Genomic DNA, 24,278 nt, shown 5'->3' with positions numbered 1-24,278 from the left:
GGGAAAGAATAAAGTGGGGTAATCCGTTCCTGAAGGACGAAGCCGGCTCCGGTTGCCGAGGATCGGCGCAGCGTGCGATGACCGCACACGGAGAGGCGAGCAGGGAAGCTGACGACGATGGATGACGTGCAGGATGACCGCGACCTGCCGCCGGCAGCCACCGGCGGACCGGTCATGGAGGCGACCTACAGCCGGCTGCGGGCGGACATCCTGTCCGGCGCGCTGCCGCCGGGCGGCAAGCTGAAGCTCGACGTGCTGCGCGATCGCTACGACGCCAGCATCAACACCCTGCGCGAAACCCTCTCGCGCCTGGTCGCCGACGGCCTGGTCCAGAGCGAGGGCCAGCGCGGCTTCACCGTGGTGCCGGCGTCGCTGGCCGATCTGCGCGATATCACCGAGATGCGGCGGATGCTGGAATGCGAGGCCGCGCGCCGATCACTGCAGCGCGCCGACCTGGAGTGGGAGGCCCGCGTGGTCGCCGCCTACCACAAGCTGTCGCGCATCGAGGCGGTCGTGGACGAGAACCACGAGCGCTGGGGCGGCAAGCTGGAGGAATACAACCGCGAATTCCACGCCGCCCTGATCTCGGCCTGCGGCTCGCGCTGGCTGCTGCATCTGTTCGGCGTGATGTACGACCAGAGCCTGCGCTATCGCATGCTGGCGCTGCAGACCAAGGATTTCCCCCGCGCGCAGTCCCGCCGCGAGCACCGCGAACTGCTCGACGCCGCCCTGGCGCGCGACGCCGACCGGGTGACGGAGGTGCTGGGTGTGCACATCACCAAGGGGCTGGAGCTGTATCTGCCGCTGGAGACCGATGCCGTTGCACCGGCGCCGAAACCGGCCAGGTTGAAACCGGCCGGGCCGAAGCCAGCCAGACCACGCCGCAAGAACGCCGAGACGCCCTGATCGCCGTCACCACAGCCGGAGCGCCAGGCGTGGTCGAGTGTGAAGGCGCGTTTTCCGGGCATATTGTCCAGGATGGGGCTCAGTCGAGGTAACCGACGCGCCGTTCGGCGATGCCGTCGGCGGTGCGATGGCGTTCCACGCGCGTGCCGGACTGCATGTTGTCGACCGCATTGAACTCCCCCCCGTGCACCCGGCACGCAGGACGCGTTCGGCAAAGGCATCGACTCCCAGGATGCGGCTGCAAATCTCCTCGATGCAGAATACCTCGGTGCGGGGCTGCAATCCATCCAGCAGAACAAAGCGAACGACATTCTTCATGATCTTGAACGGCTGTCCTGTGACCAGACTGATCCGCTCCTCGATCTCGCACTCCGAACGGTCCAGATCCACCGCCGGTTGCATAGCAACAACGCGCAGGAGGCGATAATCCTGATCGCGCACCGCCTCGCCACCGCTGATCAGCTCGATCGGGACATGTTGGACAACATTCTCGGGCAGCGCCATCACATCCCGCAGGCGGCGGGAGCCGAAAGAATAGCTGCCAAACCTGAAATAGTCCGGGGCGAACCCCTTGTTCGGCAGTCCAAGCCGTGGAACCGGATAGCCATCCGGCCAGGGAAGTGCGACGCTGTTGAGGCGGTGTGTCGTGTCCCGAAGCAGCGTTTCAGCAAGCAGCATTTCGCGCGTGTTCTGCACGCCCAGCTTGGCGTCGCGCGGCAGCATTTTCCCGAACCGGTAAGCGATATGCGCGTCAGTTCTCCAAAACCAGAGACGTGGGGTCGTCATCCTCAGGCTCCAGGTGTTTGTGGCATGTCACTCTGGCCGCGTACATCAGGGATAGGCCGCCGATGCAGGACTTCGATGTTGGCGCGCCGATCGCACGTGCATGCCGGTCTGATCGAGGCCATGTCGTGCTGCCTGGATCGGCGACTCACCTGAGGTAGCCAATCCGTCGCTCGGCGATGCCGTCGGCGGTGCGATAGCGTTCCACGCGCTTGCCGGACTGCATGTTGTCGGCCGCTTTGAACTCCATCCCCGTGCAGCCTGCCCGCAGGACGCGTTCGGCAAAGGCATCCACGACCAGGATACTGGTGCAGATCTCCTCGATGCGAAAAACCTCCGTGCGGGGCGCCAATCCATCCAACAGGGCGAAGCGATCGATCGAGCGCAGGACCTTGAACGGCTGTCCCGTGACCTGGTTGATAAGTTCCACGACCTTGCACTCGGAACGGTCCAGATCCAATGCCGGCTGCATCGCAACAACACGCAGTAGGCGATAATCCTGGACACGCACCGCTTCGCCACCGCTCGTCAGCTCGATCGGGATATATTGAACCACGTCATCGGGCAGCGCCATCGCATCACGCAGGCGACAGGAGCAGAAATGATAACTACCAAATTCGAAATAATCCGGTGCGAACCCCTTGCTCGGCAGTCCTAGCCGGGCGAGTGGATAGCCGTCCGGCCACGGAAGTACTATGCTGTTAAGGCTGCCCGTTGTGTCCCGAAGCAAATCTTCAGCATGCATCATTTCTGGATCGTTCTGCACGCCCAGCTTGGCGTCACGAAGCAGCATCTTTCCGAACCGGTATGCGATGTGGGCGTCAGCATCCCATAACCACAGAGGCGGGGTCGTCATCCTTAGGCCCCAGATGTTGGCGGTACGTCAGGCCGGCCGCTTACATCAAGGATGGGCCGCCGATGCAGAACTTCGATGTCGGCGTCCTGATCGCCCCGCGCGCGTGCCGGTCTGGTCGAAGCCATGTCGTGCTGCCTTGACCGATGATTCAATCGAGGTAACCGACGCGCCGTTCGGCGATGCCGTCGGCGGTGCGATAGCGTTCCACGCGCTTGCCGGACTGCATGTTGTCGACCGCATCGAACTCCATCCCCGTGCAGCCGGCGCGCAGGACGCGTTCGGCAAAGGCATCCACCACCAGGATGCTGGTGCAGATCTCCTCGATGCGGAAAACCTCCGTGCGGGGCTGCAATCCATCCAGCAGGGCGAAGCGATCGATCGAGCGCAGGACCTTGAACGGCTGTCCCGTCACATGGCTGAACAACTCCTCGACCTTGCACTCGGAACGGTCCAGATCCAGTGCCGGCTGCATCGCAACAATGCGCAGCAGCCGGTAATCCTGGGCACGCACTGCGTCGCCACCGCTGATCAGCTCAATCGGGATATGCTGAACCACGTCATTGGGCAGCGCCATCGCATCCCGAAGGCGACGAGAGCCGAAATGATGGCTGCCAAACTTGAAATAGTCCGGTGCGAACCCCTTGTTCGGCAGTCCAAGCCGTGCGACCGGATAACCGTCCGGCCACGGAAGCGCAATGCTGTGGAGGCTGCCCGTTGTGTCCCGTAACAATTCTTCGGCACGCAGCATTTCGCGAGTGTTCTGAACGCCCAGTTTGGCGTCGCGCAGCAACAAGTTTCCGAACCGATAAGAAATACTGGCGTCAGCGTCCCATAACCAGAAAGGCGGGGTCGTCATCCTCGGGCTCCAGATGTTTGTGGCACGTCAGGCTGGCATGGATGCAGCAGGAAGATCGTTTTGCATAAGTCTGTCGAGACCGAGCATCTTTTGGCGCAGATCGTTTTGTAATTGTTCCAATTTCTCTCTCGCCCGACGAGCATATGCATCGGTCCCGGACGGCAGACCTTCGCTTGATAGTTCGCTCTCAATCCTATCCAACCTGTTAACGACATCTTTATTCCACTGTTCATGCCCATTGTCATGCACAGGCCGATCCTCACCCGCTTCCCTGAGCTTTTGTTGAGCCTCGGATGTCGCCGGCAGCGGAACTACGTTACGTTCGTCGTCAGTCCGCCAGCCGGCCCGGACAGCTTCTTGGATCAGCCCTGGATTGCGGCGAATCCCCGCGAGGTTGATGAGATGGTGCGCGCGCCACTCCGCCTCACGCAAGGCCTCGACGACCGCCGGGTCCGCCGCTCTCGCCGCCTTGCGGGCGCGCTCGGACCGAGTACGTGCACCTCCCTCAAGCCCCTCATTGCGGTCTCGATCAAGGATCGTGCCTGTTTGCTCCTCGGCAGGGCGTCCTGGCAATGCGCTGCGTTGAGGTGCCAGCGGTGTGAATCCCGGAGGTGGCGGTGTTGGTGGCGTCGGTGTGAAACCGCCTTCCGCAGGCTTCAAATCACCGCCGGATGGCGGCACGAGGCCAGGTGGGGCCGGCAGCTCCGAGGGCGGGACAAATCCTTCTGGGCGCGGCAAGGCGCGCAGTTGCCGCAATTCAGGCGAATTCTCATCCTGATCCGGTGACTGCAGCCGCCTTGGATAAAACACGATTCCGAGGGTAACGAGAGAAGCCGCCGCTGCAGCTGCCACGGCCGCTGCAGCCAAGTCGGCGATGCTCGTCGCTGCTATCCCCACGGCTGCGGTCGCGCCGCCCTCCACGAGGCCGGACGACTCCGCGACGACGGCGGCGGCGCCGAGCGACGTGGTCAGGATCGGAGAAGGGGCGGCGGGCGAGTCGGGGCGCGATCCGCGCGGCACCATCACGGCGGGGAATTTCACCCAACCCGGATGCCGGGCCATCCATTCGATCGGCTCCGGGGCGCCGTGCGGCACGAACAGGAATGGTGTGTCCAGGCTATCTGGGTTGGATATCCTTCTGGAGGGATCGTCAGTCATATACGCTCCTAACCGGAATGGTTAGAATATATAACTAACGTGGTTAGTCATTGCAAGGCCGCGCCGGCTTCCGGATCTCGCACCGGGTTCCCTCCGCAACTGCGGATGCCGGCACCGGTATCGAAGATTACGACGCGACCTTCTTCACATCGGCGACCAGGCGCTGCAGTTGCATCTTCGGATCGGCCAGCGCGGCCGCATCGACCGGCCTCCCCGCCGCGATCAGCGCCATCGCGGCGCGCACCTCGCGCGGCGCGTTCACACCGGTCGCGGCCACCACGCAGCCGCCTTCGTCCAGGTGGAAGGCCGCGAAGGAGGGCGCCGTTTCGTCACCACGCAGCACCGTGCGCGCCGCCATGGCGGGCAGCCCGGCCACCTGCAGGTTCACGCCGTGCTGGTCGCTCCAGAACCACGGCACGTCGTCATAGGGCGCGGCGCCTCCGGCCATGACGCGACCGACGGCGATGCCATGGTTCTGTGCGTGGCGCCACGCTTCCAGCCGCAGGCGCCGGCCGAAGCGCGGGTGCCAGAACGCCGTCACGTCGCCGGCGGCGTAGACGTTCGCGGCGCTGGTGCGGCCGAACGCGTCGACGACGATGCCGCCGTCCACGGCGAGGCCGGCCTCAGCCGCAAGCTCGGTGTTGCGCTCGATGCCGACGCCGGCGATGACGCAATCGGCCTCGGTCGCGTGGTCGGCGCAGATCACCCGCATGCCCGCGATGGCCGTGATCGCCGTTCCGAAATGCAGCGCTACGCCGGCCCGGGCATGCAGGTCCGCCATGTATCGCGCAAAGTCCGGCGTCAGCGACCGCCCCATGGCGGCGGGGGCGGCTTCCAGCACGGTCACGGCACAGCCCCGTGTGCGCGCGGAGGAGGCGATCTCCAGCCCGATCACCCCGGCGCCGATGCAGACGATGCGCGCGCCCGGCACCAGGCGCGGGCGGATCGCCCGGGCGTCGTCCAGCGTGCGCAGATACAGGATGCCCTCGCCGCCGGGGATCGACAGGCGCCGCGCGCGGCCGCCGGTGGTCAGCAGCAGCCGGTCATAGGGCAGGGTGCTGCCGTCCTGCAGCGCCACACGCTGTGCCGCCGCGTCGATCGCCACCGCCGGCATGCCCGCCACCAGTTCGATGGCGCGCTCGGCCATGCGGGCGGGATCGTGGAAATAGGGGACCGGCGGCTCCGGGTCGGCGGTCAGCATCGCCTTGGACAAAGGCGGGCGCTCATAGGGGCGGTGCGGCTCCGCGCCCACCAGCACGATGCGGCCGGCGAACCCGGCCTCGCGCATCGCCATGGCGGCATTGGCGCCGGCCTGGCCCGCGCCGATGATCAGATGAATGGCGGTGGCCATGGCGTGTCTCCCCCGGGCCGCGCAACGCCCCGCGACAGGAGGCGAGGCTTGCGGCATCATGCCCGTCTCGATTCGTCAATGCAGGTGCAGGCATGAGTGAAGCAGGAAACTGGGTGCGCGTCGCCTCGGTGGACGATGTGGAGGAGGGGGCGGCCATCCCCGTGGAGACGATGGGCTTGCAGCTCGCCGTCTACCGCCTGCAGGGCGGCCAGATCTGCGTCACCGACAACATCTGCACCCACGCCTTCGCGCTGCTCACCGACGGCTGGTTCGAGAACGGCGTGATCGAGTGCGCACTGCATGCCGGCCAGTTCGACGTGCGCACCGGCAAGGGCCTGTGCGCGCCCATCGAGGAGGATCTCAGGACCTACAAGGTCCGCGTCGAGGACGGCGAGATCCTGATCGAACTGCCGGACTGAGCGGCCTACCGCGCTGCTGCCGGGCGGGCCGTGTGCCGCCCGGCCGAGCCGCCGCTGATGCTTCCGACACTGCGCATCAGCAGGCCGATCACCGCCAGCGTCACCGCGAAGGACACGAGCTGCACGCCGGCAGGCCGCGCGTCGTAGCCGACCAGCGTGTGCAGGATGCGCCCGGGCACGCTGTTCTGGGCCAGCACTGCCGAGGTATCCCAGAGCTGCTGGCCCAGCGACGGCAGCATGTCCGCCTGCACCAGGAACGCGGCTGCCTGCGAAGCCATGCCGGCCGCCATCAACAGCACCATCGCGCTGGTCACGGTGAACAGGTGGCGCGTGGGAATGCGCAGCAGCCCGAGATACAGGCCGGCCCCCAGCGCCACGCCGCATGCCAGGCCCAGCAGCCCGCCTATCAGCATGTCCGTCATCGGGCCGGTCGAGGCGGCGGCAATGCCGTACAGGAATAGCACCGTCTCCGAGCCCTCGCGCAGCACGGCAACGCCGACGACAACCGCGAGGACATAGATCGGCCGCCCGCCCGCGCGCACGGCATCGCCGACTTCGGCCATGTGCTGGGCGAGCTCGCGGCCGTGCCGCTTCATCCATACGTTGTGCCAGCCCAGCATCACCACGGCCAGCAGCAGCACCGCGGCGTTGAACAGCTCCTGCCCGACGCCTTCCACGGCGTCCGCGATCTGCCCGGCGAAGGCCGCCACCAGGGCCGCCCCGACCACGCCGCCGGCGATGCCGCTGCCCACCCAGAAGCCGCGCCCGACGGCGCCGCGGCTGGCCGCCAGGACCACGCCCACGATCAGGGCGGCCTCCAGGATTTCACGAAAGACGATGATGGCAGTGGCAAGCATGAACGGCACTCCGGCGCATGGCGCCCTGGCGGTTTGCTACTTTACGACGATCTCGCCCTTCGCGGTCGCGCTGTGGTACTCGCCGATATAGCGATACGTGCCCGGCTTCAGCGGCCCGATCAGGATGGTGATCTCCTTGCCGCCGGCCACGACCTTTTCGCGGTGCAGGTCCGCGCTCTCGAATTCCTCGGCCGTCGGGTCCTGGTTCTTCACCACCAGCTTCACCTTGCGTCCGGCCGGGATCTCCAGCGTCGCCGGATCGAACCGATGGTCCTTGATGGTCAGGGTATAGGTATCGTCATCTGCCCGCGCCGGCGTCGCCGCCGGCAGCCATGCCGTCGCCGCCAGGATCCCTGCCAGGCATGCCATCGTCCGCATCCGCATGAAGCTGTCCTTCCGACTTTCGCTGTTCGTCCGCGCAAATGCGAATGAGTTGCATTTGGCCGGCCGGACCCTAATGCGGGACCGAGCGGGCTTCAAGCCCGAATCCCCGCAAACAAAGCGAAAAGCCGGCGGCTAGGCCAGGAAACGATCAGCCCGGGCCGTACACCGCCTGCGCATTGGCCAGGAAGAACTGGCGCCGCTGCGGCTCGCTCAGCTTCAACGGCAGACAGGTCGTGGGGTCGTCGAAATCCCAGTGCGGATAGTCGGTGGCGAACAGCAGCCGGTCCCAGCCGATCCAGCCGATCGTGTCGAGCAGATGCTCGCGCGGCTCCGGCTCCTCCATGGGCTGCGTGGTCCACCAGACATGGTCACGGATATACTCCGAGGGCAGGCGTGTCAGATGCGGCGTTTCCGCCCGCAGGCGCTTCCACGTCTTGTCCAGCCGCCAGGCCAGCGCCGGCGCCCAGGCGAACCCGGCCTCGACCAGGATCACCTTCAGCTTCGGGTGGCGGGCGAACACGCCCTCGGTCACCAGGCTGGTCAGCACCGCTTGGCAGGTCTGGGCGTGGCCGGTCATCTCTTCGATGTAGAAGCTCGGCCAGCCGCTGCCGGTGATCGGCTGCCCGCCATAGCCGAAGGCATGGATGCCCACCGGCAGCCCGGCCTCGGCCGCCGCTTCGTAGATCGGCCAGTAGCGTCGCGCGCCCAGCGGCTCGGCGGTGCGGGTCAGCAGCAGCACCTGCACGAAGTTGCGGTCGCCGGCGCGCTTGCGGATCTCCGCTGCCGCCGCCGGTCCGTCCTCGTAGTTCACCACCACCGATGCCTTCAGCCGCGCGTCCTTGCCGGTCCATTCCGCGAGCTGCCAGTCGTTGGTGGCGCTGCACAGCGCGGTGGACAGGTCCGGATTCTGCACGCCCTGGCCGCTGCCCAGTGGATTGAGGATGCCGTGCTGCACGTTGTTGGGGTCGAGGTGCTGTGCCTGCATGAACGCCAGGCTGCTGCCCTGGCGCCCGCCTTCGGGCGGCCAGGCGTCGCGGCGCGAGGCGTTCGGCTGGCTTTTCGGATAGGCGGGCCCGCTCTGCCAGCCATGCCGTGCCGGCCGGCCGAACGTGGCCATGTGCTCGATCCAGCGCCGCTCCAGCCAGGGATGCAGGTCGCTGGGCTGCCGCGTCGCCGGATGAATGTCGCAGTCCGCGATCGCAAGGCGGCTCGCAGCGGTTGCAACGGCGGACGTTTCGCGGATCTGGACGTTCATCGGACGGACTCCTGGGGGCGGGTCGGCCTCGCGGATGTCGGACAGCATAGATCTCTCTGCCTCCTACGCCGCCCATGCGTTTGGCACAATGATGTCATGCCCGACATGCGCAACGGTTGTGCCGCCGGGGCTTACGGTGCCGCACCGCTTCGCTACCCTGCCGCTGGATCGATAGGGGGGAACGACGTGGCCGATCTGGACCTGATGCTGCTGGACCGCCGTGTGGCACGCCTGCTGGCGCCATGGGACCGCACGGACCTGCCCGGCATGACCGTGGGCGTGGTGCGCGACGGGGAACTGGTGGTGCACCGGCAGGCCGGCATGGCCAGCCTGGAATTGGGCGTGAAGCTGGGGCCGGATTCGGCGTTCCGCATCGCCTCCGTCAGCAAGCAATTCACCTGCGCCGCCATCCTGATGCTGGCCGCCGAGGGACGGCTGGGCGTCGCGGACGACGTGCACGCGCACCTGCCGGAACTGCCGGATTTCGGCGCCCGCATCACCATTGCCCATCTCATGCATAACACCAGCGGCCTGCGCGACATGCTGGAGATCATGCGCCTGGGCGGCGTCGACCTGTCCGTGCCCTGCAGCCGCGCCGACCTTCTGGCCGGCATCTGTCGCCAGCGCGGCCTCAATTTCGCGCCGGGCAGCCGTTACATGTATAGCAACAGCAACTTCCTGCTGCTGGGCCTGATCGTCGAGCGTCTGACCGGCGAAACCCTGCCGGATTTCCTGGACACGCGCATCTTCGCGCCGCTGGGCATGCTCCGCACGCGCATGGTCGAAAGCACCACCGACGTCGTGCCCCACCTCGCCACCGGCTATCTGCCGCGGAACGGGGACGGCGGCGGCTGGATGCGCGCCGCGCACGGCTTCCCGCTCGGCGGCGAAGGCGGGCTGGTGTCCAGCGTCGAGGACCTGGCGTTGTGGGTGCGCAACATGTCCACCGGCCGCGTCGGCGGCGCCGCCCTGGTGCAGGCGCTGGAGACGCAGGCGCCATTCACCAACGGGCGCAGCAACAACTACGCCCGCGGCCTGCAGGTGCGCAGCTACCGCGGCGTGCGCGCGGTGGACCATGGCGGACTGTGGCCCGGCTACAAAACCGAGTTCCTGCGCGTGCCGGAAACGGGGTTCGCGGTGATCTGCATTTCCAACAACGGCGCCTCGGACCCGTATCACCTCGCCCACGCCGTGCTGGACGCGGCCATCGAGGCACGGCCGGGCGTGCATCCCGTCCGCGCCTTGCCGCCCGCGGAGGCTCTCGCCGGTCTGCCCGGACGCTATCTTGACCCCGCCAGCGGTGCCACGCTCGACATGACCCTGAATGGCGGCACGCCGATGGGGTGCGCCAACGGCGTGCCGTTCCAGCTGCGCCCCACCGCCGACGGGCGCCTGGCCGCCAGCCGCTCGGCGGAGGATTTCACCGCCGCCCTGTCCGCCGACGGCGACACGCTGGAGGTGGAGGCCGATGCCGGGTTCACCAGCAGCTACCGGCGCGTCGCCCCGGGCGCGGCGCTGCCCGCCGGCCTGGAGGGCGCCTATGAAAGCCCGGACATCGGCGCGGTCTGGACGCTGGCGGAGAAGGATGGCGCCCTGACCGTGCAGGTGGCGGGGCCGCTGATGAAGAACGGCCCCTGGGAGATCGAGCCGATCGAGGGCGACGTCATCCGCATCTACCCGCCCAGCAACCTGTATCGCGCCTGGCTCGACGTGCGGGTGCTGCGCGGCGCCGATGGTGCGGTGACCGGCCTGAACGTGAACGGCGGGCGGGCGCGCCACCTGGTGTTCACGCGGATGGGCGCGCGGCCGTGATCACGCCCGGCTACGTGCAGACGATGGCCGCGTACAACGCCGAGGCGAACCGGCGCTGGTACGCCGCCGCCGGCGGGCTGACCGACGCGCAGCGCCGCGCGCCGTGCGGCGCGTTCTGGGACTCGATCCACGGCACGCTGAACCATCTGCTCTGGGCGGACGGCCAATGGATGTCCCGCTTCGCCGGTTGGCCGAAGCCCGTGCAGGGGATCAGGCAGAGTGATGCGCTGTTCGCGGATTTCGCCGAGCTCGCGGCAGCGCGCGTGCGCATCGATGCGGACATCTCCGCCTGGGCGGCCGGCCTGGACCAGGCCTGGCTGGATCAGGACCTCGTCTATTTCAGCGGTGCGGCGCAACGCGAAATGCGCCGGCCACGGGCGTTGCTGGTGATGCATATGTTCAACCACCAGACCCATCATCGCGGCCAGGCGCATGCGCTGCTGACCCGCTTTGACGCCGATACCGGGGACACCGATCTGCCGCTGGTGTTGTAGTACCAGCGGTCCGCGGCGATGACTCTAGTCCGTCGTCAAAGACCGCTGGCATAGCGCGCCGATCCGCTTGCGGCACGCAATCCCGCGCCTGTCGCGGGTCCGGTGGGCGGCGGCGCGCGAAATGAAGAGTCGAACCAGAGGTCCGAGTGGGTGACGGCCTCTCGACCCGGGCTGTGTGAAAACGCCGTGCCGTAACGGCAACGAGCAATTCTGTTGCATGACATTCTGCGCCTTTGAACTCTTCGTTCTTGCACGCAGGCCGCGATGATTGAACATTTTGCGACGATGGCCGGGGAATGTGTTTTCACACGGTCTGGACCCGAAGCGCACCCAGGGACTGACGGTTGTTTGCGTCGGAGCCGTGCGTTGTGTCCCCCGCGCACACGTCTTATAGTTCTTTGCAATAAAATACCTGTGCCGGGGTCACGAAATGGCTGAGGAATTTATTGATCGTCGGAGAATTCTGACAGATCTCAGTGAAAAAGCCATCGATCGCGTATTTCGCGCAAGCGAAAGAGTGATCAGAGAGTATTGGGCGCGATACAAGAATCGAGATGCTGCCACATATGGTGATTATCTTGACCGAAAAGGTGCGCTGCTGAGTTCGGTGAGGAACATCATATATACTAATAAGAGTACTGCTCTATATGACATATACGTACCCAGTAGGTTCCTGCCGAACGATCGCACGGCGGACCAGATTATTAATATGCTCTGCGAAAATATTGATGACCCAAAGAAAAGGCCGACGCACGCGCTCACGATTGTAGGTGGGGCCGGAGCAGGAAAGTCATTTTTTATGCGGCATGCTTTCTTCCACATTCAAAATATTGGCTCAGGGCGAATCCCGATATTTCTGGAACCACGTTCCTTTAATAGAATGATTTTAGCAAATCTGGAAACCAGGATATTTGATGATTTCACGTCGCTCGGTACATCAATTACCCGCGAACAGATTACGGTTGGGCTGCGGAGTGGATTGTTCGTCCTCCTACTTGATGGAATTGACGAGTTAAAGATCGGGATACAATCTCACTACTTAAACGAGATCTCGGATTTCATAAAGAAATTCCCTTTGTGTCCAATTCTGATATCGAGTCGGCCGAGTCAGAAATTTCATTCTCTTCCCACCAACGAAATCGTTCGCATTGGCCGCATGACAGAAATTGCAGCCACTGATTTAATTGGGCGCTTGGAATATGCGGATAATACAAAGAACGCTTTTATAAAATTATTGAGGGGTGGCTTGTATAATACGCATTACGATTATGTTTCTATCCCGCTGCTTTGCACGATAATGCTGCTAACATTTTCAGATAGCGGGCGAATATCTAGTAAACGGCACGAGTTCTATGAAGATGCATTCCTGGCCTTGTGGTCTAAGCACGACATCCGGAAGGAAGGCTTTGAGCGGGAGAAGTTTTCTGGCTTGCAGAAAAAAGACTTCCTGAGACTGGTAGCCGCGTTTGCAGTATCCTCGTATGGCCGCGGGGATTACGAAATGCGAGATTCGGATCTCCGTAGACATTTCGAACAAGCTATTAGCCTGAGTGGCATAACTTGCCAGGAAGACGAATTTATACAGGACCTCACTATTTCGACTTGCCTTGCGATTGAAGATGGTCCATATATTAGATTTTGCCACAGATCGTTTCAGGAATACTTTGCCGCCTTATTTCTGTCGGAGACGGACGATGCCATGGTTGGAGATCTGATCGAAGAATTCTCCGATCGTATCGAAATGGACAACGTGCTTCAGTTAGCGCTTTCGTTGAATCCTGAAAAAGTTGAGAAGAATTGGGTTCTTAATAAAGTAGATTCAGTAGCATCCTCGATTCGGGTCATGGGTGATGATATCGGAAACTACGTAAATATGGCCGTCGGTCAACAATCGTCAAATAATGAACTTGCAATTGTCATGCAAAAAATTAGAATTTTATACCAGTTTAGCCCAAATTTATCAGCTTTGCTTGCAGCATACGATGCGGCCAAACATATGGGTGTTAGAGTCGGGCAAATTACGAACCGATCGCCTAGGGGGCGGTTGTTTGAGAAAGATCGTAGCAATTTCAGGAACTTATCGGCACATCTTGCTAAGAAGTATCGAAATCAATCATCCGCACTGCAAACACTTTTGAGATGGTCTGCTGAAGCATCCAAAGAAGACAGACGCAATCAAGAGGAGATATCCTGACAATAAAGCTTGCGTCTTCGTTCGTCCGGTAGACGTCCGCTTCCCACCGAGGCTGTGTGGAAGCGACATACCGCAACGTCAATGAGCAATTATGCGGCTCTGTCATGCGCCACTTTGAATCTTTCCGCCTGCCAAGCTGGTCGCCCTTGATAGATCATTGCGTGATTGCCGCCGACAATTGTGTTTTCTCACCGCCTCCACCCGAAACGGTCATCGGACAGAGCCGCCGGTATGACTCCGTTCACCCGAAGAAATCCGCAAATCTCTGAAGCACTTCCTCCGGCGCTTCCTCGGCCAGATAGTGGCCGGAGCCGACCGGGAAGCCGGTGACGTCCTTGTCGCAATAGCCGCCCCAGATCTTCAGCGGCGAGTACCAGCGGCCGATCTTCCCCTTCTCCCCCCACAGCACCAGCAGCGGGCATTGCACGCGCGTGCCGGCGGCGCGGCTCTCGCGGTCGTGCACCAGGTCGATCGTGGCGGCGGCGCGGTAGTCCTCGCACATGCCGCGGATCATCTCGGGCGAGCGCACGGCGGCGAGATAGTCGGCGAGCGCCTCGGGGGCGAAGAAATCGGGACCCTTCGGTTCCCGGCCGGTATGGGCGCGGAACCACAATTCCGGAGCGGCATCGATCAGGTTCTCGGGGAATGGGTGCGGCTGCGCGAACCAGAACCAGTGGTAGTAGCCGAGCGCGAACTCCATGTTGGCGCGTTCGAAATGCTCGATGGTCGGCACGATGTCCAGCACCGCAAGGCGCTCGACGCGGTCGGGGAAATCCAGCGCCAGCCGGTGCGCAACCCGGGCACCGCGGTCGTGGCTGGCGACCCGGAAGCGCGTGTGGCCGAGCGCCTCCATCACGCGGACCATGTCGCGCGCCATGGCGCGCTTGGCATAGGGCGCATGATCGGGCGTGGCCGGCGGCTTCAGGCTGCCGCCGTAGCCGCGCAGGTCGGGGCAGACCACGGTGAACCGCCGCGCCAGAATCGGCGCCACCTTGTGCCACATCGCATGCGTCTGCGGATTGCCGTGCAGCAGCAGCAGCGGCGGGCCGGAGCCGCCATGGCGCAGGCGGATCGCGCCGCCATCCACGTCCACATGCGTCAATGTGAAGCCGTCGAAGAACATCGTCCCCTCCGGTCTGTCAGGCGTCGAATCCGTAGAGCCGTTGCGGATTGTCCACCAGGATACGCCGGCGCAGCTGTGCATCCGGGGCGGCCTCGCCCAGCAGGCGCAGCAGGCCGGCATTGTCGTGCGGCATATAGATCACGGTCTTCGGCGCGCCGACGTCGTGCGGGCCGATATGCGGCCAGTCTGTGCCCCACACCACGCGCTCGGGATTGGCGGCGATCAGCGCCCGCATGATCGGCCGCGCATCGGCGAACCCCGCCGGCTGGCGCGACACGCGGTTGGCGCCGGACACTTTCACCCAGCAGCCGCCTTCCGCCAGCAGCGCGACCAGTTCGTCGAGGCCCGGCTGGCTGGCGCCCAACCGGGCGTCGGCGCCGCCCATGTGGTCGATCACGACGGGCACCGGTAGGGCGCGGATGGCGGGGACCAGCGCCTGCAGCAGGGTAGGGGGGACGAAGATCTGCACGTGCCAGCCGCGCGGCGCCACCCGTGCCGCCGCGGCGCGCAGGGCTGCCGTTGCTTCGGCCGCGTCGGGGATGCCGTTGCTGACCAGGTTCAGGCGGATGCCGCGCACGCCCAGGCGCTGCATCTCGTCGAGCGCTGCCTCCGGCGTCGCGTCATCGATCACCGCGACGCCGCGCGTGGCCCCGGGCAGCGTGCGCAAGGCGTCGAGCATGCAGGCATTGTCGGTGCCGTAGGCGCTGGGCTGCACCAGCACCACGCGCTGCAGGCCGAGCGCCGTCGCCAGGGCGCGATACCGGGCCAGCGGCGCCTCGGTCGGCGTGTAGGCGCGGGTGGCCGCGGGCGGATAGCGGTCGGGCGCGCCGAACACGTGCATGTGGCAGTCGCAGGCGAGGGGCGGAACGTCGAAGCCGATGGCGCCGGTCATGATGTCGGTCACATCCGTCTCTCCCCGTTGCTGGCCGCGGTGCGGCGGAGCAGCGTGCCGTGCCGGGGGGCGGTGCTCAAGCCCGCCGTCAGGACCCCGCCAATTCGTCGAGGATCGGGCAGTCGGGGCGGCTGTCGCCATGGCAATGCTCGGCCAGCGCCTGCAGCGTACGGCTCATCGCCCGCAGCGCCTCGGCCTTGGCTTCCAGCGCGGCGACGTGCCGCAGCGCCACCGCCTTCACGTCCGCGCTCGGCCGCTGCCGGTCGCGCCACAGCGCCAGGAGCTGGCGGATCTCCTCGAGCGGGAAGCCGAGGTCCCGCGCGCGGCGGATGAAAGTGAGCGTGTGGATGCCGGCCGCATCGTAATGCCGATATCCGACCGCCGACCGCGTGGCGGGCGGGATCAGCCCGATCTGCTCGTAGTGCCGGATCATCTTCGCGGAGACGCCGGATGCCGCCGCGGCCGCGCCGATATTCATGTCGTCCTTGCCCATGCTGCCCTTGCGGCGCGACGCCGCTTGACCTTCCTATCATGGGAAGGTGAAGCCTGCAGCGCATCAGACGCAGAGGAGAATCGATGCCCACCTTCGACGTTCCCGACATGACCTGCGAGGGATGCATTCGCGCGATCACCGTCGCCGTGCAGGCGGTGGCGCCGTCGGCTACGGTGCAGGCTGACCTGCCGGCGCGCCAGGTGCGTATCGCCGGTCCCGCCGAGCCCGAACGCCTTGCCGAGGCGATGCGCGCGGCCGGCTTCACGCCGGCGCTGCGCGCCACCTGATAACCCAGCCAGGGAATCCAGACATGGCCCGCGCCAGGTATCCGCACATTCTTGTCATCGCCGTTGCCATCGCGGTCGCCGCCGGAGCGGCGGTGGCCCAGGCGCCGCAGCCGTCGTCGCAGATGCCCATGCGTCACGGCATGGGCGCGCCGCCAGCAGAGTCGCCCGCCACCCAGGCGTATATGCAGGGGATGGCGAAAATGCACCACGACATGGACATCCACTACAGCGGCGACGCCGACAAGGATTTCGTGGCCGGCATGATCGCGCATCACCAGGGCGCCATCGACATGGCCAAGGTCGTGCTGCAATACGGCTCGGACCCGGAGATCCGCAAGCTCGCCCAGGACATCGTCGCCGCCCAGGAGCAGGAGATCGCCTTCATGCGCGCCTGGCAGGCGAAGCACCCCTGATCCGCGCCGCCGCCCGCAAGCCTCTTGGAAGCCGCGGCCGAAAGGCGGAACATGCGGCGGCTTGCGGGAGGGCGCGCCATGACTGTCCAGACGCCGATCAATGAGCCGTTGCTGCTGCGCGCCGACCGCGACGGGGTGGCGTGGCTGACCCTGAACCGCCCGCAGGCGCGCAATGCGCTGTCCGTGGGCCTGATGGCGGCGCTGGACGACGCCCTCGCGGCCCTCGCGGATGACCCGTCGGTGCGCGTGGTGGTGATCGCCGGCGCCGGCCCGGCCTTCTGCGCCGGGCACGACCTGCGGGAGCTGCGCGCCAATCCCGGCGCCGAAGCCTATGCGGCATTGTTCGCCCAGTGCTCGGCGCTGATGCTGCGCATCGTCCGCCTGCCCAAGCCGGTGATCGCCCGGGTGCACGGCGTCGCCACCGCCGCCGGCTGCCAGCTGGTGGCAAGCTGCGACCTCGCGGTGGCCGCCGACACCGCGCGCTTCGCCACCCCCGGCGTCAATATCGGCCTGTTCTGCTCCACCCCGATGGTGGCGCTGTCGCGCGCCGTCGGGCGCAAGCCGGCCATGGAGATGCTGCTGACCGGCGAGCTGATCGACGCCGCGCGGGCACGCGAGATCGGCCTGGTCAACCGCGTCGTGCCCGAGGCCGGGCTGGACGGCGCCGTGGCCGAGCTGGCCGGGCGGATCGCGGCGAAAAGCCCGCTGACGCTTGCGATCGGCAAGGAGGCGTTCTACCGCCAGGCCGAGATGGAACTGGCCGCGGCCTATCGCTACGCATCCGAGGTCATGACCCGCAACATGCTGACGCGCGACGCCGGCGAGGGCATCGACGCCTTCCTGGCGAAACGCGCGCCCAGCTGGACGGGCACATAGGGAGACACCGCATGAACGACGTGCAGCCGGCCCGCCCCGTCTATGACCGCACCGCCGAGGACATCGGCAACATCGTCGAGCTCGGGCACGTGAATGTGCGCGTGCCCGACCAGCGCCTGGCCACGCTGTTCTACGTGATGGGCCTGGGCTTGACCCGCGATCCCTATCTGGTGGTCGGCGTCGACAACATGTGGATCAACGTGGGCACCTGCCAGTTCCATCTGCCGCTCGGCGAGCCGCAGGTGCTGCGCGGCACCACCGGGCTGGTGGTGCCGGATCTGGCGGCGCTGGCGCAGCGGCTGGAGGTGGTGCGGCCGCGGCTGGCCGGCACGAAATTCAGCTACACCGCGCAGCGCGACGTGATCGAGGTCGCCTGCCCCTGGGGCAACCGCATCCGCTGCCATGCGCCGGACGCCGCGCGGTTCGGCCGGATGGTCCAGGGCATGCCCTATGTGGAAATCGACACGGCGCCGGGCACCAGCGAAGCGATCGCGCGGTTCTACACGCAGGTCCTGGGCAGCCCGGCCACCGCCGGCGCCGACGCGCAGGGCGCTTTCGCCCGCGTCCCCGTGGGGCTGGGCGAGAGCCTGCTGTTCCGCGAAACCGGACGCGCGCTGCCGCCGTTCGACGGCCACCACATCCAGATCGCGCTGGCCGATTTCTCCGGCCCGCATCGCCGCCTGCAGGAGCGGGGGCTGATCACCGAGGAGAGCAACCAGCACCAGTATCGGTTCGAGAACATCGTGGACATCGACACCGGGGCGACGCTGGCGACGATCGAGCACGAGGTGCGCAGCATGCGGCACCCGATGTATGCCCGCGTCCTCGTGAACCGGAATCCCGAGCAGACCAACAATCGCTACGCCCCCGGCCATGAGGCCCTGGTCTGGTCGATGCCGGCCGAATAGGCTCTGATCCGGTCCGGGGACTATCCGCGCGCGACCGTGAACGAAGGACTGTCATGACGCTGCCGGTGCCAACCCTCGATCACGTCGTGGTCAACGTCCATGACGGCATGGACGCAGCCGTCGAGACCTACCGGCGCCTCGGCTTCGCCATGACGCCGCGCGGCCATCACACGCTCGGCTCGATCAACCATCTCGCGATCTTCGCCACCAACTACCTGGAACTGATCGGCGTGCCGCCGGGCACGGCCGGGCGCACGGACATCCTGGGCTGGCCGATCGGGCTGAACGGCCTGGTATGGGGCACCGAGGACTCCGCGGCATTGCACGCGGCCCTCGGCGGGGCAGGAGTCTCGTGTCCGCCGCCCGGAGAATTCTCCCGTCCCGTCGAACTGCCGGACGGCACGCGCGATGCGGTGTTCCGCACCGTGCGCCTGCCCAACGACACGACGCCTGCCGGGCGGCTGTATTTCTGCCACCACCTCACCCGCGACCTGGTCTGGCGCGACGAATGGCGCCATCACCCCAATGGCGTGGTCGACGTGGCCCAGGCGGTGATCGCGGCGGCGGCGCCGCAGCGCCTGGGCGCGCTGTTCCGCCGCATGTTCGGCGATGGCGCGGTGCAGCCGATCGCCGGAGGTCTGCGCCTGGTCGCCGGCCTGACCAGCATGGACGTGGTGACTCCGGCCGAGCTGGCCCGCCGCTTCGGCGATGCCGCACCCCAGGGCGACACGCGCGACGAATACATGGCCGCCCTGGTCCTGCGTACCCGCTCCCTCGCGCAGGCGGCCGGTGCCGTGCAGGCCGAGGGCGTGCGCCGCGAGGCCACGCGGCTGCTGGTGCCCGCCACGCAAACCATGGGCGTGGTCCTGCAGTTCCAGGAGTAACCCGCGTCTCGACGGCACCGCGGAAGCTGATAGCATTCAGCAGCCGTGCGAGCGGCCGCGCAAGCCGCGCGGCGCATGCGGGAGGGAATTGCCATGCAGGTCAACGCGCTGCATCCGGTGCTGGGTGCGGAGATCATCGGCCTCGATCTGTCGGGCCCGTTGCCGGACGAGGTGTTCGCCGCCGTGCGCGCCACGTTCAACCGTTATTCCGTCGTGGTGTTCCGCGGCCAGCAAGCGCTGACCCCCGCCCAGCACGTGGCGTTCAGCCGCCGCTTCGGCGCGCTCGAATACCATGTGATGCGCCAGTTCCTGCACCCCGAATTCCCGGAGATCCTTCTCGTCTCCAACGAAAAACGCGACGGCCGGAATATCGGTCTGGCCGACGCCGGCCGCTACTGGCATTCCGACCTGTCCTACAAGGCCGAGCCGAGCCTGGGCTCGCTGCTGCATGCCAAGGTGCTGCCGGCCGAAGGCGGCGACACGCTGTTCGCCAGCATGGTCGCCGCCTATGCCAATCTGCCGGCGCCGTTGCGGGCCAGGCTCGACGGATTGCAGGCCGAGCACGACTACGCCGCCCGCGTGGTCAGGCAGCGCGACACCATGGGCGTGCGGCCGGACCTGTCGGCGGCGCAGCGCGCCGAGGTGCCGCCGGTCGTGCATCCCGTCGTGCGCGTGCACCCGGAAACCGGCAAGCGCGCGCTGTTCGTCAGCGAGGGCTTCACCACCCGCATCCTCGGCATTCCCGAGGACGAAAGCCGCGCCATCCTCGACCAGCTTTTCGCCGCTTCCATCGCGCCTGACATCATCTATCGCCATCGCTGGCAGGACGGCGACATGGTGATGTGGGACAACCGCGCGGTGATCCACCTCGCGGCCGGCTGCCCGCCGGACATGGCGCGCACGATGTACCGCACCACCGTCAAAGGCGACCGTCCCAGCGGAGTCGCGGCATGAAGCAGGTTCTCGTGGTCACCGGCGGCAGCCAGGGCATCGGCGCCGCGGTCGCCCGCCTGGCGGCCGCGCGCGGCTACGCAGTGGCGCTGTCCTATCGCCGCGGCAAGGCGCAGGCTGATGCCGTGGTGGCCGATATCGTCAAATCCGGCGGCCAGGCCATCGCCGTGCAGGCCGACGCCGCCGACGAGCAGGCGACGGAGGCGCTGTTCGCCGCGGTGGACCGCGCGCTCGGCCCGGTGACCGCACTCGTCAACAACGCCGGCATCACCGGCCCGGCGCGCACCCTGGAGGACGTTACCGGCGAGATGCTCACCGACGTGATGGGCATCAACGTCAATGGCTGCTTTCTGGCACTGCGCGAGGCGGCGCGCCGCATGGCCACCGACCGCGGCGGCGCCGGCGGCGCCATCGTGAACGTCTCCTCGCGCGCGTCCGAGCTGGGCGGCCCCAACGAATGGGTGCACTACGCCGCGTCGAAAGGCGCCGTGGACAGCTTCACCATCGGCGCGGCGAAGGAGCTGGCGCCGCGCGGCATTCGCGTGAACGCCGTGAACCCCGGCCTGATCGACACCGAGATCCACGCCAAGGCCGGCATGCCCGACCGGACCGAGCGCTTCAAGGCCGTCATCCCCATGGGCCGCGCCGGCTCGGCCGAGGAAGTGGCGAAAGTCATCCTGTGGCTGCTGTCGGACGAGGCGTCCTACGTCACCGGCGCGCTGGTGCCGGTCGGCGGCGGGCGCTGACTACCCCGCCTTCGACACCAGGTAATCGCGGAACCGGTCGCGCAACGTCAGCTTGTGGACCTTGCCCGTCGCGGTGTGCGGCAATTCCTCCACCACGACGACGTCGTCCGGCCTCCACCAGTCCGCGACCTTGCCGCGATAGATTGCCAGCAGCTCGTCCTTGTCGATCGTCTGGTCCTGCTTTGCCACCACGATCAGCAGCGGCCGCTCGTCCCATTTCGGATGCCGCGCCGCCACGATCGCAGCCTCCGCCACGGCCGGGTGCGACACCGCGATGTTCTCCAGCTGGATGGAGCTGATCCACTCGCCGCCGGACTTGATCACGTCCTTGGAGCGGTCGGTGATCTCCATGTAGCCGTCGGCGTCGATGGTGGCGACGTCGCCGGTGGTGAACCAGCCTTCGGCGTCCAGCGCATCGCCGGGCGTGCCGCCGTAATAGGCGCTGCACACCCACGGCCCCTTCACCTGCAGATGGCCTGAGGCGCTGCCGTCCCACGGAAGTTCGTGGCCCGCATCGTCGACGATGCGCATGTCCACGCCGAACAGCGCGCGGCCCTGCTTCTCGTGCAGCCGGAACATGTCCGCGCGGCCAAGATCGGCGTTGCCGGCCTTCGGCCGGTTGAAGGTGCCGACGGGGCTCAGCTCGGTCATGCCCCAGGCATGGTCGACGCGCACGCCGTACTCGTCGTGGAACGCTTCCATCAGCATGCGCGGGCAGGCGGAGCCGCCGATCACCAGCCGCTCCACCGTCTCCAGCCGGGTGCCGCTGGCGCGCAGATGCTGCAGCAGCCCCAGCCACACGGTGGGCACGCCGGCCGAAATGGTCACGCGCTCGGCGTTCATCAGCTCGCGGAGGCTGGCCCCGTCCAGGTGGCGCCCGGGCATCACCAGGCTGGCGCCCGCCATGGGTGCTGCATAGGGCGTGCCCCAGGCGTTCACATGGAACATCGGCACCACCGGCAGCATCCGGTCGACCGCGCGCATGGCCAGCACATCCGGCATGTTCACGGCAAGCGCGTGCAGCAACGTTGAGCGGTGGCTGTACAGCACGCCTTTCGGCTTGCCCGTGGTGCCGGAGGTGTAGCACAGCGAGGCGGCCACACGCTCGTCGAACACCGGCCAGGCATAGTCCTCGTCGGCCGCCGCCATCAGGTCCTCGTAGCACAGCAGGTCCATTCCCTCGGGCAGGGCGATGTCCGGCATGTGCGCGGGCTCGGTCATGAACACCACGGCGCGCACGCTGGCGCGCACCCGCGGCGCCACGCCCGCGAGCAGGCCGGCGAAGCTGGTGTCGGCAAAGATGACGACATCCTGGGCATCGTTGACGATATAGGCGATGTCGTCCGGCGACAGCCGCGGGTTGATGGTGTGGCAGATCGCCTGCATGCCGGAGACGGCGTAGTACAGCTCCAGGTGCCGGAACCCGTTCCAGGCCAGCGTCGCCACGCGCTCGCCCGTGGCCACACCCAGGCGCTGCAGCACCCGCACCAGCCGGCGCGACCGCCGCTCCACCTCGGCGTAGGTGGTGCGGTGGATCGCCCCTTCGACAGTCTTCGAGACCACTTCCGCGCCGCCGTGGTGCCGCGCCGCGTGCCTGATGATCGACGTGATCATCAGGGGCTGATCCTGCATCAATCCAAGCATGCCCGTCTCCTCCCGCTCCGCGACGAATTGCGCCGCATTTGCGAGAAGACTACGGCCCAACCCGCCCGGAAGTCACTGGTATGCGGACGTTACCGATGCGTCTGGATGAACCGCTTGATGCGCGGCGCCACCTCGGCGCGGAAGCGCTGGCCGTTGAACAGGCCGTAATGACCCACGCCCACCTGCTCCAGATGGTCGCGCATGTCGGCGGGCAGGCGATGGGCCAGCGCGTGCGTGGCGCGCGTCTGGCCGAGGCCGGAGATGTCGTCGCGCTCGCCTTCCACCGTCAGCACGGCGGTGCGCTCGATCGCCCCCGGATCCACGCGGTGGCCGCGATGCATGAACAGCCCGCGCGGCAGCAGATGTTCCTTGAACACCGCATTGATGGTCTGCAGGTAGAATTCCGCCGACAGGTCCATCACCGAGCGGTATTCCTCATAGAAGCCCCGCTTGGCGCCCAGCGTCTCGCCGTCGCCGTCCACCAGATGCTGGAACATCTGCCAGTGCGCTTCCACGTGGCGGTCGAGGTTCATCGCCATGAATCCGGCGAGCTGCAGGAACCCCGGATAGACACGGCGCATGAAGCCGGCATGTCCGAACGGCACCGGATGGATCACGTTGCGACGGAACCACCCCATGCTGTGCCGCTCGGCGAAGTCGTTGACGGCGGTCGGTCCCTCGCGGGTGTCGATCGGGCCGCCGATCAGGGTCATGCTGCGCGGGCAGGAAGCCGGCTCGCTCTCGTTCATCAGCGCCACCGCCGCCAGCACCGGCACCGCCGGCTGGCAGACCGCGATGACATGCGTCTCCGGTCCGAGATGGCGCAGGAAGGCCATGACGTATTCGATATAGTCGTCGAGGTCGAAATCCGGGCCCAGCAGCGGCATGTCGCGGGCGTCGCGCCAGTCGGTGACGTAGACGTCGTGGTCCGGCAGGAACGCCTTCACCGTGCCGCGCAGCAGGGTGGCGTAGTGGCCGGACATCGGCGCCACCATCAGCACCTTCGGGTCGCCGGGCCGTTCCGTCAGGCGGTGGAACCGCTTCAGGTCGCACCACGGGCGCGAGACGACAACCTCTTCCACCACATCGACGGCCTCGCCGTCGATGGTGGTGTGCTTGTGGCCGAACACGGGCTTACCGAACTGGCGGGTGGTGTGCTCGAAGCTGTCCAGCGCCGCGACGGCCAGCCGGCCCATGGGGGTGGGCCGAATCGGGTTGAAAGGGTGATCCAATAATTGCAGTGCGCCGGTCGCAAAAACACGCATGGGGGCAAGAGTAGCCCGGTGCATTTCGTAAACGTGGTAAAGCATACGTTCCCTTTTCAACCTAATACATGGCCGGGTGTTGGTTCACCCTTTTTGCAGAAAGCCCTCCGCACGGAGGGCCCTCTTGCTGGTTGGGCGTGGACGCCATAAGCAACATTGATCAACAACAAGGCAGGGGCAAGGCAGGCTGACACGCGGCCGCAGGATAGCTGCAATGCAGTTGTAATGTGATAGCGAGTGAAATGACAGTTTTAGCCAAAAAGAGCGGCTGCGCCGACCGGCGGCGGCGCCGGAATGTCTCCGTCTGCGTGATGAAGTTGCGCGTGAAAACAAAGAAGTAGAGAAATGCTCCCGGCATCGCGCCGGGATGGGTTCCACGTCCGGCCGGCGGCCCGGTTCGTCTTGCGCCCGGGAGGCTGGATGTGCTCCGGCCGAGTCGCCCTGCGGGACTCGGTGCAGGCTTGATCCCCC

Annotated in this window: 25 protein-coding genes; 12 read left to right on the top strand and 13 right to left on the bottom strand. The window is 66.3% G+C overall.

Going from position 1 to position 24,278, the window contains the following annotated elements; translation table 11 throughout:
* The first annotated feature begins 117 nt into the window (after positions 1-117).
* A complete protein-coding gene (locus tag OL599_RS06965) occupies positions 118-906 on the top strand; it encodes a GntR family transcriptional regulator (RefSeq protein ID WP_264712944.1) in 789 nt (262 codons plus the stop codon).
* 6 nt (positions 907-912) lie between these two features.
* Here the strand turns inward: OL599_RS06965 and OL599_RS06960 are convergent, their stop codons facing one another.
* From OL599_RS06960 to OL599_RS06940, 5 genes are all read right to left on the bottom strand, one after another.
* Entirely contained in the window at positions 913-1,629 is a 717-nt protein-coding gene (locus OL599_RS06960; protein ID WP_264712943.1) for an imm11 family protein, read from the bottom strand.
* Positions 1,630-1,837: 208 nt separating this feature from the next.
* Positions 1,838-2,482, bottom strand: coding sequence for an imm11 family protein (locus tag OL599_RS06955; protein ID WP_264712942.1), 645 nt, complete (start codon positions 2,480-2,482; stop codon positions 1,838-1,840).
* A gap of 211 nt (positions 2,483-2,693) precedes the next feature.
* Positions 2,694-3,401: an imm11 family protein gene (locus OL599_RS06950; protein WP_264712941.1), complete on the bottom strand. Its 708-nt coding sequence runs from the start codon at positions 3,399-3,401 to the stop codon at positions 2,694-2,696.
* A gap of 27 nt (positions 3,402-3,428) precedes the next feature.
* Positions 3,429-4,559, bottom strand: coding sequence for an AHH domain-containing protein (locus OL599_RS06945; protein ID WP_264712940.1), 1,131 nt, complete (start codon positions 4,557-4,559; stop codon positions 3,429-3,431).
* Positions 4,560-4,686: 127 nt separating this feature from the next.
* The gene (locus tag OL599_RS06940; protein ID WP_264712939.1) at positions 4,687-5,910 is read right to left on the bottom strand and encodes an NAD(P)/FAD-dependent oxidoreductase; all 1,224 of its coding nucleotides are present in this window, start codon (positions 5,908-5,910) and stop codon (positions 4,687-4,689) included.
* A 92-nt stretch (positions 5,911-6,002) separates the two neighbouring features.
* Between OL599_RS06940 and OL599_RS06935 the strand changes: the two genes are divergently transcribed.
* Entirely contained in the window at positions 6,003-6,329 is a 327-nt protein-coding gene (locus OL599_RS06935; RefSeq protein WP_264712938.1) for a non-heme iron oxygenase ferredoxin subunit, read from the top strand.
* A gap of 5 nt (positions 6,330-6,334) precedes the next feature.
* Here the strand turns inward: OL599_RS06935 and OL599_RS06930 are convergent, their stop codons facing one another.
* The 3 genes from OL599_RS06930 to OL599_RS06920 form a co-directional block, all read right to left on the bottom strand.
* Complete coding sequence (locus tag OL599_RS06930) at positions 6,335-7,186, bottom strand: FTR1 family iron permease (RefSeq protein WP_264712937.1); 852 nt, start codon at positions 7,184-7,186, stop codon at positions 6,335-6,337.
* 36 nt (positions 7,187-7,222) lie between these two features.
* Positions 7,223-7,555 (bottom strand): cupredoxin domain-containing protein, encoded by a 333-nt coding sequence (locus OL599_RS06925; protein ID WP_264712936.1) that lies wholly within the window; start codon positions 7,553-7,555, stop codon positions 7,223-7,225.
* Positions 7,556-7,718: 163 nt separating this feature from the next.
* Entirely contained in the window at positions 7,719-8,825 is a 1,107-nt protein-coding gene (locus OL599_RS06920; RefSeq protein WP_264712934.1) for an amidohydrolase family protein, read from the bottom strand.
* Between the two features lie 186 nt (positions 8,826-9,011).
* Here OL599_RS06920 and OL599_RS06915 point away from each other — a divergent pair, with 186 nt between their 5' ends.
* From OL599_RS06915 to OL599_RS06905, 3 genes are all read left to right on the top strand, one after another.
* Positions 9,012-10,637, top strand: coding sequence for a serine hydrolase domain-containing protein (locus tag OL599_RS06915; protein ID WP_264712933.1), 1,626 nt, complete (start codon positions 9,012-9,014; stop codon positions 10,635-10,637).
* Positions 10,634-11,131 carry a DinB family protein gene (locus OL599_RS06910; protein ID WP_264712931.1) on the top strand — a complete coding sequence of 166 codons (498 nt, stop codon included), beginning with the start codon at positions 10,634-10,636 and terminating at the stop codon, positions 11,129-11,131. Before OL599_RS06915 ends, OL599_RS06910 begins: the two co-directional genes overlap by 4 nt.
* Before the next feature lie 430 nt (positions 11,132-11,561).
* Positions 11,562-13,325, top strand: coding sequence for an NACHT domain-containing protein (locus OL599_RS06905; protein WP_264712930.1), 1,764 nt, complete (start codon positions 11,562-11,564; stop codon positions 13,323-13,325).
* A 241-nt stretch (positions 13,326-13,566) separates the two neighbouring features.
* Here the strand turns inward: OL599_RS06905 and OL599_RS06900 are convergent, their stop codons facing one another.
* The 3 genes from OL599_RS06900 to cueR form a co-directional block, all read right to left on the bottom strand.
* Positions 13,567-14,448 carry an alpha/beta fold hydrolase gene (locus OL599_RS06900; RefSeq protein WP_264712929.1) on the bottom strand — a complete coding sequence of 294 codons (882 nt, stop codon included), beginning with the start codon at positions 14,446-14,448 and terminating at the stop codon, positions 13,567-13,569.
* Positions 14,449-14,464: 16 nt separating this feature from the next.
* Positions 14,465-15,352 carry an amidohydrolase family protein gene (locus tag OL599_RS06895; protein WP_264712928.1) on the bottom strand — a complete coding sequence of 296 codons (888 nt, stop codon included), beginning with the start codon at positions 15,350-15,352 and terminating at the stop codon, positions 14,465-14,467.
* Between the two features lie 76 nt (positions 15,353-15,428).
* The gene (gene cueR / locus OL599_RS06890) at positions 15,429-15,833 is read right to left on the bottom strand and encodes a Cu(I)-responsive transcriptional regulator (protein WP_456306685.1); all 405 of its coding nucleotides are present in this window, start codon (positions 15,831-15,833) and stop codon (positions 15,429-15,431) included.
* An 83-nt stretch (positions 15,834-15,916) separates the two neighbouring features.
* Here cueR and OL599_RS06885 point away from each other — a divergent pair, with 83 nt between their 5' ends.
* The 7 genes from OL599_RS06885 (at position 15,917) to OL599_RS06855 (ending at position 20,898) form a co-directional block, all read left to right on the top strand.
* Entirely contained in the window at positions 15,917-16,120 is a 204-nt protein-coding gene (locus OL599_RS06885; protein WP_264712927.1) for a heavy-metal-associated domain-containing protein, read from the top strand.
* A 23-nt stretch (positions 16,121-16,143) separates the two neighbouring features.
* Positions 16,144-16,533, top strand: a complete 390-nt coding sequence (gene copM, locus OL599_RS06880; protein ID WP_264712926.1) for a CopM family metallochaperone — start codon at positions 16,144-16,146, stop codon at positions 16,531-16,533.
* 78 nt (positions 16,534-16,611) lie between these two features.
* The gene (locus tag OL599_RS06875; protein ID WP_264712925.1) at positions 16,612-17,409 is read left to right on the top strand and encodes an enoyl-CoA hydratase; all 798 of its coding nucleotides are present in this window, start codon (positions 16,612-16,614) and stop codon (positions 17,407-17,409) included.
* Positions 17,410-17,420: 11 nt separating this feature from the next.
* A complete protein-coding gene (locus tag OL599_RS06870) occupies positions 17,421-18,317 on the top strand; it encodes a VOC family protein (protein ID WP_264712924.1) in 897 nt (298 codons plus the stop codon).
* A gap of 53 nt (positions 18,318-18,370) precedes the next feature.
* The gene (locus OL599_RS06865; protein WP_264712923.1) at positions 18,371-19,201 is read left to right on the top strand and encodes a VOC family protein; all 831 of its coding nucleotides are present in this window, start codon (positions 18,371-18,373) and stop codon (positions 19,199-19,201) included.
* 93 nt (positions 19,202-19,294) lie between these two features.
* Positions 19,295-20,155 carry a TauD/TfdA dioxygenase family protein gene (locus tag OL599_RS06860; protein WP_264712922.1) on the top strand — a complete coding sequence of 287 codons (861 nt, stop codon included), beginning with the start codon at positions 19,295-19,297 and terminating at the stop codon, positions 20,153-20,155.
* Entirely contained in the window at positions 20,152-20,898 is a 747-nt protein-coding gene (locus tag OL599_RS06855) for an SDR family oxidoreductase (protein ID WP_264712921.1), read from the top strand. Before OL599_RS06860 ends, OL599_RS06855 begins: the two co-directional genes overlap by 4 nt.
* Here the strand turns inward: OL599_RS06855 and OL599_RS06850 are convergent, their stop codons facing one another.
* Together OL599_RS06850 and OL599_RS06845 are read right to left on the bottom strand one after the other, a co-directional pair.
* Positions 20,899-22,542 (bottom strand): 3-(methylthio)propionyl-CoA ligase, encoded by a 1,644-nt coding sequence (locus OL599_RS06850; RefSeq protein WP_264712920.1) that lies wholly within the window; start codon positions 22,540-22,542, stop codon positions 20,899-20,901.
* An 89-nt stretch (positions 22,543-22,631) separates the two neighbouring features.
* Positions 22,632-23,852 (bottom strand): polyhydroxyalkanoate depolymerase, encoded by a 1,221-nt coding sequence (locus OL599_RS06845; protein ID WP_264712919.1) that lies wholly within the window; start codon positions 23,850-23,852, stop codon positions 22,632-22,634.
* Positions 23,853-24,278 lie beyond the last annotated feature (426 nt).

It is taken from the genome of Limobrevibacterium gyesilva (assembly GCF_025989185.1).
Lineage (GTDB): Bacteria > Pseudomonadota > Alphaproteobacteria > Acetobacterales > Acetobacteraceae > Limobrevibacterium > Limobrevibacterium gyesilva.
The sequence above is the reverse complement of the archived record's forward strand: the minus strand, read 5'-3'. Positions and strand labels throughout refer to the sequence as shown.